A 15,099-nucleotide genomic window follows, 5' to 3' on the forward strand; every position below is an offset into this window, starting at 1 on the left:
AGGGAGGTGTGGAGCGTCAGCGGCTTCCGTGTTCGTAGACGTCCGGGATGCCGTCCTGGTCCGAGTCGATTTTCTCCCGCTCCTCGGCCAGGCGGTACTGGCGGTTCCTGGTCCGCAGCACCACAGTGGCCAGGATTGCTGCGAGAAGCGATGCCGCCAGGATGCCCACCTTCGCGTGGTCGTCATGCAGGCTGCCGTGGCCGAAGCTGAGTTCGGCGACCAGCAGGGACACGGTGAAGCCGATTCCGGCCAGGAGCGAGACTCCAAAGACATCGATCCACTTGAAGGATCCGTCCAGCCGGGCCCTGGTGGCTTTGGTGAGGATCCACGTGGTGCCCATAATGCCGACGGGCTTGCCCAAAACCAGGGCCATGATGATGCCGATGGCCACGGGGTCGGCCAAGGCGGAGCCCAGCCCTTCCCAGCCGCCGACGGCCACGCCGGCGGAGAAGAAGGCAAAGATGGGAACGGCGACTCCGGCGGAGATGGGCCGGAAGCGGTGCTCGAAGATTTCGGCGAGGCCCGGCCCGGCCTCGGGGCCGCCGCTGGCCTTGGACCGAAGCACCGGCACGGCGAATCCCAGCAGCACGCCGGCCACGGTGGCATGGATGCCGGACGCGTGCACCAGTACCCAGGTGGCAATGCCGAGCGGCAGGAGGATGGCCCAGGCAGCCATGAAGTGGGTGCCGAAAAAGCGGCGGTACTTCTGCGCCAGGAAGGTGTAGAGCGACAGCGGGATGAGGGCGAGCAGCAACGGGGCGGGCTGGATGTCGCTGGAGTAGAAGAACGCGATGATGCTGATGGCAATCAGATCGTCCACCACGGCCAGGGTGAGCAGGAAGATGCGCAGGGCGCTGGGCAGGTGCGAGCCGATAATTGCCAGCACAGCCACGGCAAACGCGATGTCCGTGGCCGTGGGGATGGCCCAGCCGCGCAGAGTTTCCGGGCTGTATATGTTCACTGCGGCATATATCAGGGCCGGGACCAGCACGCCGCCGGCGGCGGCCGCCACGGGCACCACCGATTTGCTGAGCTGCCGCAGGTCGCCCGCCACGAACTCACGCTTGAGTTCCAGGCCCACCAGGAAGAAGAAGATGGCCAGCAGGCCGTCGGCGGCCCAGGCGCCCAGGCTGAGTTCGACGTGCCAGGGTTCGTAGCCGACCCGGAAGTCCCGCAAGGCGAAGTAGCTGGCGGAGAGGGGTGAATTCGCCCAGATCAGGGCGATGACGGCAGCGGCAACCAGCAGCGCGCCGCCCACCGTTTCCTTGCGCAGGATTTCGCCGATGCGCAGCGATTCCGCGTAGCTGCCATAGCCAAGGACAGTGAAGCGCGGTTTTGCGTCGGGGCTGGGCGGTGGCGTGTGGCTCATGAGCGTCCTAAACGTTGAGTCGACAAAGTCATGCCGACCAGACTTCCCGGCGCACCTTCGTCCAGTCTAAGGGAAAGCGGTTCAGCCCAAGAGTTCCTGGACCAAGTCCCGGCACTTCCGGTAGGCCGGCGCCTTGGGGTCAATCAGGGAGAAGTGGTCGCCCGGCACCTTCAGCAGCTGGACGGGTCCGCCAGCGGCCCTGGCCGCCCGGGCGTAGGATTCGGACTGGCTCGGGGGCACATCTTCATCGTCGCTGCCGTGGACGGCGTAGACGGGGACCCGCAGCGGGATGGCGCTCATGGGGTCGGAGAATTTGTGGCGCTTCGGGTACTTTCCCGACGACCCGCCCAACAGGTTGCAGACGGCGCCGTTGCTGAGGTTGAGCTTTTCGGCGGCGGCCAGGTTCAGCAGGCCGGCCTGGCTGACCACGCCGGTGAGCTGCACGGCGCCGTCGTCGTCGTTCTTCCGCTGCAGCTGGCGGTCCGCGTCGGGCGCGCCGAGCTGACCCAGCCTGGTCCGTCCGGCCGCCCAGACGGCGAGGTGCCCGCCGGCCGAGTGGCCCAGGGCCACCACTTTATCCAGGCCGAGCCCGTGGATCCCGGCGACGTCCCTGAGCTTGTCGATCCCCGCCAGCACGTCCTCAAAGGTGTGCGGCCAGCCGCCGCCGTTGCCGGCGCGCCGGTACTCCAGGTTCCAAGCCGGCATTCCATGCATGGCAAGGTCCCGGGCCAGCGGCTCGCCCAGTTCGGCACCGTACTGCGAACGCCAGTACCCGCCGTGGATCACCACCACCACGCCCCGGGTTCCCAGGGCTTCCGGCAGGAACAGCTCACCCCACTGGCTGGGGTCACCGCCGTACTGGTACTTGTGCCGCCTCACTGCGTCCTCCTTCTGGCCCGACGAACAGGAAGCGGGCAGTGCCCCCGGCGTCACCGCTGCTGCGGCGGCCAGCCCCCGTAAAAAGCAGGGTCCGACGCCGCAGATCAGCCATGTGCCGAGCCTACCTTGGGCGGCTGCCAGCTTGCGTCCGCCACCGTCGCGGCGGCGCCTTGAAGCGTTCCGCGGCTCGCCGTTCAACGGCGGTCCCCAGGAGTGTCACCTCGCATGGCTGTCACACGCCACCCGTAAGCTGGAAACATGGCTACCAACTGGGACCGCCTGGATGCAGGCCTGCGCGAGTCCGTAAAGCAAAACGTGGAGCTCTACGAGCGTGTCCGGCCTGCCCTCAAGCTGGTCACGCGCGAAGTCCTGCTCACGCTGCGGAGCATGCTCAAGGACACCGAGGTGACACCCCTGTTCGTCACCGGCCGCACCAAATCCGTGGAGTCGTTCAAGGAAAAGATCTCCCGGACGGAAGAGCCGCTGGAACCGGGCGGACCGCCCGTCCTGAAGTTCCCGGACCCGTTCCGGACCCTCAATGACATGGTGGGCGTCCGCGTCATCACCAAGCTTCCGGCGGAGAACGCGGTGGTAGCCAACCTGATCAAGCGCCAGCGCCAGCTGTTTGACTGCCGTGGCGACCGCGAAAAGGACATCGGGTCCATCGAGTCCGGCACCTACGGCTACTCCAGCCGCCACCTGATCCTGCGGACCATCCAGAACGAGGCGGTCAAGGAGTACCAGCAGGTGTTCAACCCGGACATCCAGCCCAACGGCAGCTACTTTTTCGAATGCCAGATCCGTACCGTTTTTGCCCACGCCTGGAGCGAGATCGAGCACGATATCCGTTTCAAGGCCGAGGACCCCCGCGCCTGGACTCCCCATTTCGACCGGCAGTTCACCGCCACCGCCGCCATGCTGGAAACCGTGGAGGGCGCGTTCGCGGACCTGCACGAGCGCTACGAGGAAGTCCGCGGCTACTGGGACATGGACGGAGAGGGCGCCGCGCAGCTGACGCCGAACCGGATCCGCGACGTCTGGCGCACGCTCCTGCCGCACGTGGACCGTAAAGTGGATGATGACTGGGGCTGGGCGGCCGAGCTGATGGCGGCCCACGGCCTCAACCAGACCGTGCAGCTTGCAGGGCTGCTCAGTGCCAACCGGATCACCGAAGTCCGCAAGGCGCTGGACCACAGGTACTCCCCCGGCCCGGACCGGCTGCTGGACGACCTGCTGCTGTGGCAGTACGGCACCAAACACATTGACCTCACCGCGGAGGCGCCCGACGTCGTTCCGCACCCCCGGCGCGACAGCCTCCTGCGGCGGCTGAAGCAGCTCGAGCGCTACCGCCAGACCAAGCCCTAGGAACAGATGAAGCCCGAACAACTCCAATCCGTCCGGGCTACGCTCCGTTCCCCGCGCCGCCTGAAGACTGAAGCCCTGGCCGGGCTGGTGGTGGCGCTGGCCCTGATCCCCGAGGCAATTGCGTTCTCCGTCATTGCCGGCGTGGATCCCCGGATTGGGCTGTTCGCGTCCTTCACCATGGCCGTCACCATCTCCTTCGTGGGCGGCCGGCCAGCCATGATCTCCGCCGCCACAGGCGCGGTTGCCCTGGTGATCGCCCCGCTGATGCGGAGCCACGGCCTGGACTACCTGATCGCCGCGGTGATCCTGGCGGGGGTCTTCCAGATCCTGCTGGCGCTCCTGGGCGTCACCAGGCTGATGCGCTTCATTCCGCGCTCGGTGATGGTGGGGTTCGTGAACGCGCTGGCCATCCTGGTGTTCATGGCGCAGCTGCCGGAGCTGATCAACGTTCCGTGGCTGGTGTATCCGCTCGTGGCGGTTGGCCTGGTGATCGTCGTTGCGCTCCCGCGGCTGACGTCGGCCGTGCCGTCGCCGCTCGTCGCGATCGTCGCTCTCACGCTGTTCGCGGTGCTTGCCAACATCGACGTTCCGGCCGTCCAGGACAAGGGCGAACTCCCCGAAAGCCTGCCCACCTTCTTCATTCCCAATGTGCCCCTGACGTTGGAAACGCTGCAGGCCATCGCCCCGTTCGCACTGTCCATGGCACTGGTGGGCCTGCTTGAATCGCTGATGACGGCCAAGCTCGTTGACGACATCACGGACACCCGCTCCAACAAGACCCGCGAGTCCTGGGGCCAGGGCGTGGCGAACATCGTCACCGGCTTCCTGGGCGGCATGGGCGGCTGCGCAGTGATCGGCCAGACCATGATCAACGTCAAGGGATCCGGCGCCCGCAGCCGGGTCTCCACGTTCCTCGCCGGCGTCTTCCTGCTGGTCCTGGTGGTGACGCTGGGTGACATTGTGGGCCTGATCCCTATGGCAGCGCTGGTTGCCGTGATGATTTTCGTCTCCGCCATCACCTTCGACTGGCACTCCGTCGCCCCGAAGACGCTCAAGCGGATGCCCAAGTCGGAGACCGCCGTCATGGTCATCACCGTGGGCACCGTGGTGGCCACCCACAACCTGGCGATCGGGGTGGGAGTCGGCGTACTGGCGGCCATGGCCATGTTCGCCCGGCGGGTTGCCCATTTCGCCACTGTGGAGCGTACGGAGATTGAGCTCAACGGCGAGTCCGTCGCGACCTACACGGTGGACGGGGAGCTGTTCTTCGCCTCCTCCAACGACCTTTACACCCAGTTCGAATACGCCCGCGATTCCGCGCCCACGGTGGACCGCGTCATCATCGATCTCCATGCCTCGCACCTGTGGGACGCCTCCACCATCGCCGTCCTGGACGCCGTCACCGAGAAATACCGCAGGCATGGCCGGGAAGTGGAGCTGATCGGCCTGAACTCCGCCAGTGTCCAGATGCGCGAAAGACTGGCAGGGAAGCTCAACGCCGGCCACTAGCTGCGGCATTTGGCGGCATGCTCCAGGCCCTGCCCCAACCGACACAATGCGTCTTGTAACTCATGTGACAGGTTTTGTCATCTAGAATGGTTTGCGGGAGCAGTTCTGCGGCCATATTGCAGGCGCACCACCCCGGGGGGAGTGAAACAGCATGGCAGGAAAATTCGAACTTGTCGCCGCTGAAAAAGGCGGCGTACGCATCCGCCTAATCAACGGAGCAGGCAACATCCTGGCCGAATCGGGCGTCTATCGTGACAGCGCAGCAGCCGCGTCCGGAGTCACCGAGATTCGCGAGCACGCGGCCACGGCACATATAGCCGATCACAGCACAGCTCCGCAGGAATAGAACAGCGGGAATAGCCGCGGGAATTGACACTGGGATCCGACAGCAGGGTCCGACATAAATGTCAGACGTCTGTTCATGAATTGGCCCGACTAGCCGCCCGGGTGTGAGCATTATTGGATGCTCGAGGCAACAAAAACCCACGAAAACACGGCGGCCGGCACCGAGGCTGATGCCGCGCCGCTCAATCCTGCGCTGGCCGCGGAGGCGAAGATCGCCCGCATTGCGGTAACCGTCTTCCCGATCCTGGTGGTGGTGGCAGGCATCGCCGGCTTCCTGATGCCCGGCGCCTTCCAACCCATGGGCCCCAGCGTCCCCTACCTCCTGGGCATCATCATGTTCTGCATGGGCCTGACGCTCACCCCTCCGGATTTCGCGTCCGTGGTCAGGCGGCCCTGGGCAGTGGTGCTGGGCATTGTGGCCCACTACGTGATCATGCCGGGCGCGGGTTGGCTGATCGCCGTGGCGCTCAGCCTCCCGCCGGAACTGGCCGTCGGACTCATCCTCGTGGGCTGCGCACCGTCCGGAACGGCCTCCAACGTGATGGCGTTCCTGGCCAAGGGGGACGTAGCGCTCTCCGTGGCGGTGGCGTCCGTCTCCACGCTGATCGCTCCCATCGTCACGCCCCTGCTGGTCCTGTTCCTGGCAGGGTCCTTCCTTCAGATCGACGCCGGCGCCATGGTCCTGGATATCGTCAAGACCGTGCTCCTGCCGGTGGTTGCCGGCCTTCTTGCCCGCCTCTTCCTCAAGAAGCTGGTCGCGAACGTGCTGCCGGCGCTCCCCTGGGCGTCCGCCGTCGTCATCTCCCTGATTGTTGCGATCGTGGTGGCCGGCAGCGCAAGCAAGATTGTGGCCGCCGGCGGCATCGTCTTCCTCGCTGTTGTGCTGCACAACGGTTTTGGCCTCGGCCTCGGCTACCTGGCCGGGAAGCTGGGGCGCCTGGACGACAAGGCACGCCGGGCGCTGGCCTTCGAAGTGGGCATGCAAAACTCCGGACTTGCCGCCACGCTGGCAACCGCACACTTCAGCCCGCTGGCCGCGCTGCCCTCGGCGGTGTTCTCGCTGTGGCACAACATCTCAGGCGCGATCGTTGCCGCCTGGCTGGCCCGGCGCCCGCTGCGCGAAAGTGAAGTTCGCGGCGCCGCAGTCCAGGACTCCTAGCCGCACAGGACAACACCACCGCTGACGGGCGCCGGGACCTCCCGGCGCCCGTTGGCGTTCCTCAATAGCGGTGTTCGTCAGCTGCGGTGGTGCTCGATGAGCCAGCCGGCCATCTGCTGCGCCCGCTTTGACGCGAGGAAATCCCCCTCGGTGGCCGAGATGATGGAACCTTTCATCAGGATGTGCCAGGAGCGCGCGAATTCCTCGGTGCGGTTCAGCCCGGCCTCCTCCGCAAGCGCCTCGATGTGCCCGCGGATCCTGCTCAGGTAGCCGATGCTCGCTTTTCCCAGCGGATGGTCGGGACCCATTTCGAGCAGGACGTTGATGAACGTGCAGGCCTCGAAGTCGTCACGGTGGAACCAGTCGCCAAACACATCGAAGACAGCCAACAGCCGTTCTTCGGGGGTGTTGCCGCGCCGGCGGGCTTCCGAAACGATGAGGTCCACGGTCCATACCTGGTCGCGGAGCGCCAGAAAGGCCAGGACAAGGGCATCCTTCGACGGGAAGTGGCGGTAAAACGTTGCTTTGGCCACGCCGGAACGGCTGATGAGTTCATTGGTCCCAACATCGCGGATCCCGCGGCGGGAGAACAGCTCATAAGCGGTGGAAAGAATGCGGTCCACTGGGTCGTCGCGGCCCGTCATTGCCTGGGCGGGCAACAGCGTCGCGCGGTTGGCATCTTCGGCAGTCATCGTAGAAGGAATTTTACATGCGGCGGGAGGGACGCATGATGTTACTGCTCCCTAAACGAATCCCCTGTTCGCCGTGGCGGCTATCCGCAGGCCTACATGGAGCGCTGCGGGCGCCGCCCGTGATGGCGGTTCGTGCCGATAACCCTGGACCGGTGGCGGACAGGGCCGCGGTGGAGGGCCTGGATGAAACCGTCCAGCACGGCGGGGTCCTTGGAGTTGTTGGCCAGGTCCACCAGGTCAGCAGCCGTCCGCGCCAGCTTGACATTGCAGTGCTGGCTGTTGCTGACGAGCAGTTTGAAGGCCTCCTCCGAACCGATATGCAGGGCGCCCATCAGGATGCCTTTGGCCTGCTCTATGGTGCTGCGGCTGGCGTTGGCTGCCGCGACGGCCGCCCTGGCAAACAGTTCCGACTCGCGCTGCAGGGTCCTCGTGAGGTCAATGACGAAGGCATCAATGTGGCTAGGCCTTCCGCTATCGTCCAGCACGCCCTCCCCTGTGGTCAGGATCCTGTGTTCCCGCAGGCGGGCGTCAATGAGCCTGTCGTACGTGAAGAAACTGCCCCCGGCGCTGCTCACTTCGGCGAAAGCCTCACGGCTGCGTGTCCGGTCGTCCGGATGCTTGTGTGAAAGGAACAGATCGAGGGTGGGAACAATCTCCCCGCGGCCGTAGCCGTGAATGAGGTAGAGCTCCTCGGACCAGTCCAACTTTCCGCTGGCCACGTCGAAACGGATCGTCCCGACGATGCAATCAGCCGCAGCGAGGGCACTGGGGTACCCCTGCGGGGCTCTCGGCACGTCCACGGAAGTCAACACGCACGGAGATCGGCGACGGCGGCACCCGGCCGTAATGTTTGCCGCCACCGAACCAGAATCTGCTGTTTCCGGCTGGCTGCCCGCCCGCCGAGGGCGCGCGCCGCAGAGGAGACGCGGGCACGCGGGAACGTGGCGGGATTGAACGATCCGGCCGGAATGGCTTTTCGCTTTTCCGCGGAATCGCCTCCCACTGGCGGGTCAGCTGCTAGTTCGGCGGACGTTGCGTCCGTGATGCCTTCCGACGTGTCTTCCGTGTCCGGTGCCTGGATTTCGGTGACAAAGCCCATCCCCGCGTACTCGCGAACCTCAGCAATGCCTGCAACGGCGGCGCGCTTGTCCGGGAAGGGCCTGGAGAGCGCCATGACTGTTCCGTCCGGAGCTGTCAGTTGAAACCTAAAGGAAGAATCCGAGTCGGCGAATAGTTCGAACATGCCTGCCATTGAGCCCTCCTGAAACTTGGGATCATGCCACCCCCGGTGACGCCGTTGTCAGCGGAAGCAGCCTGAATCCATCCAAGTGTTGCCGGCAACCTGTGAACGGCCGGTGCGATTTGATGAATTCATGAAAGTCTGAACTACTCCACCCGTCCGCGCAAGGGGTGGCCACCGATTGAAAACACCCCGCCGTCCGGACACGTCCGGGGGCTACGATGTACATGGACATCGAGCTAAATGGCGTGAATGCAAGACAGACCTTTCTGTCTGTCCTAGTCTTTTATTCGTTGGAACGCCGGCCTTGTGCCGTGCATTGGAAGTAAGGAGCGAGGCCCGATGAAGGACGATCTGCCCGTAGGTCTGGTCCTGAATGATGTGAAGGCCGAACTTTTTAAATCCATGGGTCACCCTGCCCGGATCCAGCTCCTGGAGATGCTCGCCGACGGTCCCGTGGCTGTCAGCCGCCTGCGCGACGGCACCGGTCTGGAACCGTCAAATCTGTCCCAGCACCTTGGTGTCCTCCGCCGCCAGCGCCTGGTCATCCCCTCGCGCCAGGACGGCAGGCTGTTCTACGAACTGTCCTGCCCCGAGGTGAGCGGCCTGCTGCTGGCGGCCCGCTCGCTGCTGGGCACTGTTCTGAAATCGACACGCCTGACTCTGATGCCGCTGGATGAGCCGGCCAGCGAAGCCGCAGTCCGCTAAACCGGCCGGATCCCGCCGCGCTATGATGCGAGCAGGCTACTTCCCGGATTGTGGCAGGCGGACGGGGATGCAACGTTGTAAAATTGGAGCAGGCACAACCGTCGCCTCAGGAATTCAGTAAACGGGGGATGCGGCATGGCAGCCACGCTTCACGACGTCGCGCGCGTTGCGGGAGTGTCGTTCAAGACCGTCTCAAACGTCATCAACAACCATCCGCACGTCCGGGACACCACCCGTGCCCGCGTGGAGGAAGCCATCGCCGCGCTGGGTTACCGCCCCAACCTCACGGCGCGCAGCCTGCGCTCCGGACACACCGGTGCGATCACCCTGGCACTCCCCCAGCTGAGCCTGCCGTACTTTGCGGAGCTGGCTGATTCGGTCATCGAGGCCGCGGCCAAGCACGGCCTGGTGGTGCTCATCGAACAGACCGGGGCGGACCGCGGCCGCGAGCTTGAAGTGATGGCCAGCCCGCGCCTCAAAATGTCCGACGGCCTCATCTTCAGCCCGCTGGAGCTGGGCCAGGAGGATGTCGACCTCATCAAGGCCGAGGTTCCCATCGTCCTGCTCGGCGAGCGGATCTTCAACAGCAAATCGGACCACGTCACCATGCAGAACGTTGCCGCCGCCCGGGCAGCCACAGAGCACCTGCTCAGCCTGGGCCGGACGCGCATCGCGGTGGTGGGCGCGCACCAGGGAGAGGTGATCGGTTCCGCCGGCCTGCGCCTGCGCGGCTACCGTGAGGCGCTGGCGGCCCGGAACATCCCGTACGACGACGGCATTGTGGCCTATGTCCGCGACTGGCACCGTTCCAACGGTGCGGCCGCCATGCACGACCTCCTGGACCGCGGGGCCCCGTTCGACGCCGTATTCGGCCTCAATGACACGCTGGCGCAGGGCGCGGTGCGCGTTCTCCAGGAAGCCGGCTACCGCGTTCCCGACGACGTCGCGGTGATCGGGTTCGACGACCTCGACGAGACCCGGTACTCCCTGCCGACGCTCAGCACCGTGGATCCGGGGCGGGCTGAAATTGCCGAGACGGCCATCAAGCTGCTGATGGAACGGATCAAAAACCCCGACGCCGGGCCGCCCCGGGAAGTCGAATCGGCGTTCCGCATTGTGCCGCGCGAGTCCACGGTGGGCGGCCAGGCACCGGCTCGCGTTAGGGACTAGTCCCCGATTAAGGCGTCGCGGAAAGCGCCGCAACCGGCCACCCCCTGGGGGCGGCCGGCCGCGGATGATTCCCGCCAGGGCGGCCAGCCTTTATCCGAGGGCGACGGCGGACCAGGACACGGGCGGAAGAGTCACCGTGAGGACACCCTCCTCCAGGACGGCGCCGGTCAACGCCTTGAGGCCGACCCGGTTCTGGTCGTGGAGCGTGTTCTTCGCATAGGCGTCCTCATCGTGCAGGGTCACAGCCTCGCTGATCGCCGTGGCGTGGAGGTCGGCCACGTTGATGGAGACGTCGATCGGGTCGGTCTGGCTGCGGTTTACCAGGAACACCGCCGACTGGCCGGTCGCGGCGTCCGCTGTGGCGACAGCATCCACCAGCGGCGCCTCGCCGTACACCGCCGTCGTGTAGGTTCCGGCCTCGATGCGGGGGCGCAGCACCTCGCCGCGGGCCAGCCGCGACGTGACGGAGAACGGGAAGAACGTGGTCTGGCGCCAGGCGTCGCCACCGGGTTCGGTCATGATCGGCGCGATCACGTTGACCAGCTGGGCCAGCGACGCTGACGCCACGCGGTCGTGGTTCTTCAGCAGCGTGATGAGCAGGTTGCCAAAGACCACGGCGTCGGCCACGGAGTAGACGTCCTCCAGCTGGCGCGGCGCGTGCACCCACTCCTCATTGACCTCATCGGAGGCCTGGTGTTCGTCCAGGTACCAGATGTTCCATTCATCGAAGGAGAGCTGGATGGTCTTCTTGCTCTTGAGCTTGTGCTTGACGTGGTCGGCAGTGGCCACCACGGTTTCGATGAAGTACTGCATGTCCAGCGAGGAGGCGAGGAAGGAGCCGAGGTCCCCGTTGCGCTCCTGGTAGTAGGCGTGGCAAGAGATGTAGTCCACGTGCTCGTAGCTGTGCTCCAGGACCACACGTTCCCATTCGCCAAAAGTCGGCATGGCGGAGCTGGACGAGCCGCACACCACCAGTTCCAGGTTCTTGTCCGCCGTCTTCATGGCCGACGCCGTGCGGGCGGCGAGCTTGCCGTAGCTGTCCGCGGACATGTGGCCGATCTGCCAGGGCCCGTCCATTTCGTTACCGAGGCACCACATGCGGATGTTGTAGGGATCCTTGGCACCGTTGGCGATCCGCAGGTCGCTGAGGGTGGTGCCGGACGGATGGTTGGCGTATTCAAGCAGGTCCAGGGCGGCGTCGATTCCCCGGGTGCCGAGGTTCACGGCCATCATCAGTTCGGAGTCCGTGAGCGTGCACCAGCGCGCGAATTCATCGATGCCCACCTGGTTGGTTTCCAGGGAGTGCCAGGCGAGGTCGCGGCGGACCGGCCGCTGGTCGCGGGGGCCCACGCCGTCTTCCCAGCGGTAGCCGGAGACGAAGTTCCCGCCGGGGTAGCGGATGGTGCTGGAGCCCAACTCCTTGACCAGGTCCACGACGTCGAGCCTGAATCCGTCCTCGTTGGCAGTGGGGTGGCCCGGCTCGTAGATGCCGTCGTACACGCAGCGGCCAAGGTGTTCCACGAAGGAGCCGAAAATGCGGCGGCTGACCGGTGCGACGACGGCCGAGCGGTCGATGGTGATGACGGTGGGCGCCTCGACGGCCATCTCGTCATTGGGAGAGGTTGCGGTGGGGGTAGTCAAGGGATTCTTTCCTGTTCTGTCTGACGTTTTGAGGGAGTGGAGGTGTGTGGCCTAAGCAGCGGTTTCGAGGGTTCCCAACCGCCTTCCCACGAGCCAGCCTGAGAGAAGCAGCGGGACAGAGGCGCCAATGAGCGGCACCAGCACGTTCAGTCCGGAGAAGACCACCGTGAGCGCAACAAGGCTGGCCAGCAGGGAGATGCTCATGAGGGGTGCGACGAGCGGCAGCACAAAGGCCAGCCGCCAGGTCCGGTAAACCGTGTCCCGGTACCGGCTGCAGATGGCCACGGCAGTCGCGGCGGCGGCCAGGTTCCCCGCACCCGCGGCGGCGGACAGGACAAGCAGCACAGCCTCCAACGCGGGCACGGAACCGCCGGCGGGCCGGCCAAGAACGGAATGCGCATTGAGGAAGAGGACTACGCCGGCGAGCCAGAAGACGCTGCCCACGCGGTTGACGTGTAAGAACTGGGCGCGGTAGGCAGTGATGAAGTCCCGCACCAGATGGTCACCGCCCGCTCCCGCCCGGAGCCGGGCCAGCACCGTGGTGGCGGCCACTGCGGCCGGAAATAGCCCGAACAGGACGAGCCCGGCAAGCGCTCCGGCCACAAAGAGGATGTTGACCAGCACCAGGCGCGTGCCGAACTGCAGCCACTCCATAAGCCGGCCGGCCCAGCCGATGGGGTTGTCGTCCATGGTCACGCCCCCTTGGTGCCGCACCAGGCGACGCCGTGCCGGTCGAACCCGCTAAATGACAGGGCTGCCGCACCGCGGGACCAGTCCCACGAAACGAAAACTACTGCATCCAGGTCCAGATCGTCCGCCAGGAGGCGGACGGCGGCCGGGCCGCCGTCGAACGGTTCATCACTGTCACTTTCCAGGTCCAGCGGCACTGACTCCACGAGGTCCGTGGAGTCGGGGGCGAACCGGACGACCTGCCACCGGCCGGATAGCGGCTGCGGTGAGCCCAGGACCTCCCGCTCCGGCCCGGCGTACGGCTGGGGCGATACCACCGGCCAGCCCGCAGTGTTGAAGAACAGCCGCCTGAGTTGGACGATGTGCTGCGAGGGATCCGCAGCGAAGCGGGCGTGGTGGACCAGGAAGTGCTCGTCGCCGCCGTCCCTACCGTCCTGGCTAAGGACTGAACTGTGCCCCGGCGCCAGCCAGCCAGCAGCGCCGTCGAACCGGTGGCTTCCCAGGATTTTCGTGCCGATCGAGGCTGGCGGCGCCTCGAGGTCCGTCATGGAGAGTCCGCGGATATCCCGGTAGGGCCCGGTGATGTGCTCCGCTGCAGCAACGCGCACGTTGTAGCTGCTGAACAGGGAATCGTAGGAGGCGAAGAGCACGTACCGGCCCTCCTGGGGCCGGTACATGATGAACGCCCCTTCGACGGCGCCCTCCACGAACGGGTGCCGGCGGGCGATTAGCGATCCGGGGTCGCCTTGCAGCAGCGGACGACCCGAGGCCGGGTCCAGCGGCAGGGTGTAGATGCCGGAGAAAAAGGAGCCGTAGGTCAGCCAGGGCGCGCCGTCGGCGTCGAAGGTGACGGCGGCGTCGATCGCGTTCTGCGTGTCCACGCCGGCGCGCGTTGCCACCACGAGCCCGTGGTCCTTCCAGGGGCCGGACGGATGCGGGGCTGTGGCCAGGCCGATGGCCGAGGTGTTGGAACCGAAGGTGGATGCCGAGTAGTACATATGCCATGCGCCGGTTGCCCAGCGGACCACTTCCGGGGCCCACAGGCCAGTCGCTCCCGACCAGTCACGGGCGGGGCAGGGAACGCCGTCGAACGCGGTGCCGGCAAAATGCCAGGTGACCAGGTCCCGCGAGGTGCGGATATGTACGCCGGTTGGAATATCTTCCGAGTTGGCCACTGCGTCGGTGGAAAACATGTAGTAGATGCCGTCGTCGGCACGCACCACGGTGGGGTCGTGGGCGTGCCGTGCGCCCCAAGTGGACGGCTCGCCGGTGGGGGCCGGCGCCGGCTCGGCAGGCGACGGCGTGACGTACGGCTGTGCGTCCGTCAGTGCGTCCGTCAGTGCGTCCGCCAGGCAGGTGTCGTGGACTGGCACGGGCTAACCCTTCGACCCTGAGAGCGCAATGGATTCGATGATCTGGCGCTGGAAGACGATGAAGACGATCAGTACCGGCAGGAGCGCCACGAACGACGCCGCCATGATGAGGGGGTAGTCCGTCTGGATGGCGTACTGGGCGTTGAAGTTGGCAATCACCAGCTGGAGCGTCTGCTTCCCCGGCGAGTTCAGGTAGATGATCGGCGCGAGGTAGTCGTTCCACATGGCCATGAACCAGAGGATGAACTGTGCCGCCAGGGCGGGCCGGATGGCCGGCAGGATTAGCGTCCAGAAAATCTGCAGGTACGAGGCGCCATCAATCCTGGCCGCTTCCACGATCGAGTCCGGCACGCTGTTCAGGAACTGGCGCAGGAAGAAAATCATGATGATGTTGCCGAACAGCCCTGGCACGATCAGCGGCAGCAGGGTGTCCACCCAGCCGATGCTGGCGAAGATGGTGAACTGCGGAATCATCAGGGTGGGGAACGGAATCATCAGGCCGGAAAGCAGCCCCAGGAACAGCACGTTCTTGAAGGGCATCCGGAGCTTGGCGAAGGCAAACGCCGCCAGCGCGGAGGTCAGGGAGCCGATGACGGTGACGGAGCACGCGACGACCAGGCTGTTCTGGATGCCGCTCAGCAGCGGGCCGGCCGTCCAGATCCGGGCATAGTTTTCCCACACGAAGGGGTCCGGGATCCACTGTGGCGGCAGTTCGAAAACGCCGTCGCGGGTTTTCAGCGATGTGGAGAAGGTCCAGGCGAGCGGGGCGATCATCAGGATTGCCCCGGCTGTGAGGATCAGGGTGACCAGGACGTTGCCCGGCTGGAGGCGCCCCTTGACAGAGCGTTGCTTCCCGCCGGGGGCGGCCGCCGTCGAGCTGTTTCCGGGACCCGCGGGAATGGCGGCTGAGGGTTCCAGCGGCGGAGTGGTGATGACGTGCTGTGCGGACATGGCTGCCT

General features: G+C 65.8%; 15 protein-coding genes. 6 read left to right on the plus strand and 9 right to left on the minus strand.

The window, feature by feature from the left end:
* Positions 1 to 16 precede the first annotated feature (16 nt).
* Both nhaA and AB0N24_RS12555 read right to left on the minus strand, forming a co-directional pair.
* Positions 17 to 1,369, minus strand: coding sequence for a Na+/H+ antiporter NhaA (gene nhaA / locus AB0N24_RS12550; RefSeq protein ID WP_364124397.1), 1,353 nt, complete (start codon positions 1,367 to 1,369; stop codon positions 17 to 19).
* An 81-nt stretch (positions 1,370 to 1,450) separates the two neighbouring features.
* Positions 1,451 to 2,248, minus strand: coding sequence for an alpha/beta hydrolase (locus tag AB0N24_RS12555; protein ID WP_364124400.1), 798 nt, complete (start codon positions 2,246 to 2,248; stop codon positions 1,451 to 1,453).
* A 258-nt stretch (positions 2,249 to 2,506) separates the two neighbouring features.
* Between AB0N24_RS12555 and AB0N24_RS12560 the strand changes: the two genes are divergently transcribed.
* The 4 genes from AB0N24_RS12560 to AB0N24_RS12575 all read left to right on the plus strand — a co-directional run bounded on the left by AB0N24_RS12560 (position 2,507) and on the right by AB0N24_RS12575 (position 6,626).
* Entirely contained in the window at positions 2,507 to 3,613 is a 1,107-nt protein-coding gene (locus tag AB0N24_RS12560; RefSeq protein WP_364124402.1) for a RelA/SpoT domain-containing protein, read from the plus strand.
* Positions 3,614 to 3,619: 6 nt separating this feature from the next.
* Positions 3,620 to 5,122 carry a SulP family inorganic anion transporter gene (locus AB0N24_RS12565; RefSeq protein WP_364124405.1) on the plus strand — a complete coding sequence of 501 codons (1,503 nt, stop codon included), beginning with the start codon at positions 3,620 to 3,622 and terminating at the stop codon, positions 5,120 to 5,122.
* Between the two features lie 151 nt (positions 5,123 to 5,273).
* Positions 5,274 to 5,468, plus strand: a complete 195-nt coding sequence (locus tag AB0N24_RS12570; RefSeq protein ID WP_364124408.1) for a YegP family protein — start codon at positions 5,274 to 5,276, stop codon at positions 5,466 to 5,468.
* 117 nt (positions 5,469 to 5,585) lie between these two features.
* Positions 5,586 to 6,626 carry a bile acid:sodium symporter family protein gene (locus AB0N24_RS12575; RefSeq protein ID WP_364124411.1) on the plus strand — a complete coding sequence of 347 codons (1,041 nt, stop codon included), beginning with the start codon at positions 5,586 to 5,588 and terminating at the stop codon, positions 6,624 to 6,626.
* Between the two features lie 77 nt (positions 6,627 to 6,703).
* Here AB0N24_RS12575 and AB0N24_RS12580 read toward each other — a convergent pair whose 3' ends face one another.
* The 3 genes from AB0N24_RS12580 to AB0N24_RS12590 form a co-directional block, all read right to left on the minus strand.
* Positions 6,704 to 7,270 (minus strand): helix-turn-helix domain-containing protein, encoded by a 567-nt coding sequence (locus tag AB0N24_RS12580; protein WP_364124660.1) that lies wholly within the window; start codon positions 7,268 to 7,270, stop codon positions 6,704 to 6,706.
* A 140-nt stretch (positions 7,271 to 7,410) separates the two neighbouring features.
* Positions 7,411 to 8,130, minus strand: coding sequence for a PAS and ANTAR domain-containing protein (locus AB0N24_RS12585; protein ID WP_364124413.1), 720 nt, complete (start codon positions 8,128 to 8,130; stop codon positions 7,411 to 7,413).
* Positions 8,124 to 8,570, minus strand: a complete 447-nt coding sequence (locus tag AB0N24_RS12590; protein ID WP_364124416.1) for a DUF1508 domain-containing protein — start codon at positions 8,568 to 8,570, stop codon at positions 8,124 to 8,126. Before AB0N24_RS12590 ends, AB0N24_RS12585 begins: the two co-directional genes overlap by 7 nt.
* A gap of 330 nt (positions 8,571 to 8,900) precedes the next feature.
* Here AB0N24_RS12590 and AB0N24_RS12595 point away from each other — a divergent pair, with 330 nt between their 5' ends.
* On the plus strand, positions 8,901 to 9,266 hold the full coding sequence (locus tag AB0N24_RS12595; RefSeq protein WP_364124419.1) for a metalloregulator ArsR/SmtB family transcription factor: 366 nt from the start codon (positions 8,901 to 8,903) through the stop codon (positions 9,264 to 9,266).
* Positions 9,267 to 9,401: 135 nt separating this feature from the next.
* Positions 9,402 to 10,436: a LacI family DNA-binding transcriptional regulator gene (locus AB0N24_RS12600; RefSeq protein ID WP_364124422.1), complete on the plus strand. Its 1,035-nt coding sequence runs from the start codon at positions 9,402 to 9,404 to the stop codon at positions 10,434 to 10,436.
* Positions 10,437 to 10,526: 90 nt separating this feature from the next.
* Here the strand turns inward: AB0N24_RS12600 and AB0N24_RS12605 are convergent, their stop codons facing one another.
* The 4 genes from AB0N24_RS12605 to AB0N24_RS12620 form a co-directional block, all read right to left on the minus strand.
* Positions 10,527 to 12,041 (minus strand): alpha-N-arabinofuranosidase, encoded by a 1,515-nt coding sequence (locus AB0N24_RS12605; RefSeq protein WP_364124663.1) that lies wholly within the window; start codon positions 12,039 to 12,041, stop codon positions 10,527 to 10,529.
* A gap of 87 nt (positions 12,042 to 12,128) precedes the next feature.
* The gene (locus AB0N24_RS12610; RefSeq protein WP_364124425.1) at positions 12,129 to 12,767 is read right to left on the minus strand and encodes a DUF624 domain-containing protein; all 639 of its coding nucleotides are present in this window, start codon (positions 12,765 to 12,767) and stop codon (positions 12,129 to 12,131) included.
* A gap of 2 nt (positions 12,768 to 12,769) precedes the next feature.
* Positions 12,770 to 14,140: a family 43 glycosylhydrolase gene (locus AB0N24_RS12615; protein WP_364124428.1), complete on the minus strand. Its 1,371-nt coding sequence runs from the start codon at positions 14,138 to 14,140 to the stop codon at positions 12,770 to 12,772.
* Between the two features lie 3 nt (positions 14,141 to 14,143).
* On the minus strand, positions 14,144 to 15,091 hold the full coding sequence (locus AB0N24_RS12620; protein WP_364124431.1) for a carbohydrate ABC transporter permease: 948 nt from the start codon (positions 15,089 to 15,091) through the stop codon (positions 14,144 to 14,146).
* Positions 15,092 to 15,099 lie beyond the last annotated feature (8 nt).

Source organism: Arthrobacter sp. NPDC093128, assembly GCF_040683875.1.
Taxonomy (GTDB): domain Bacteria; phylum Actinomycetota; class Actinomycetes; order Actinomycetales; family Micrococcaceae; genus Arthrobacter.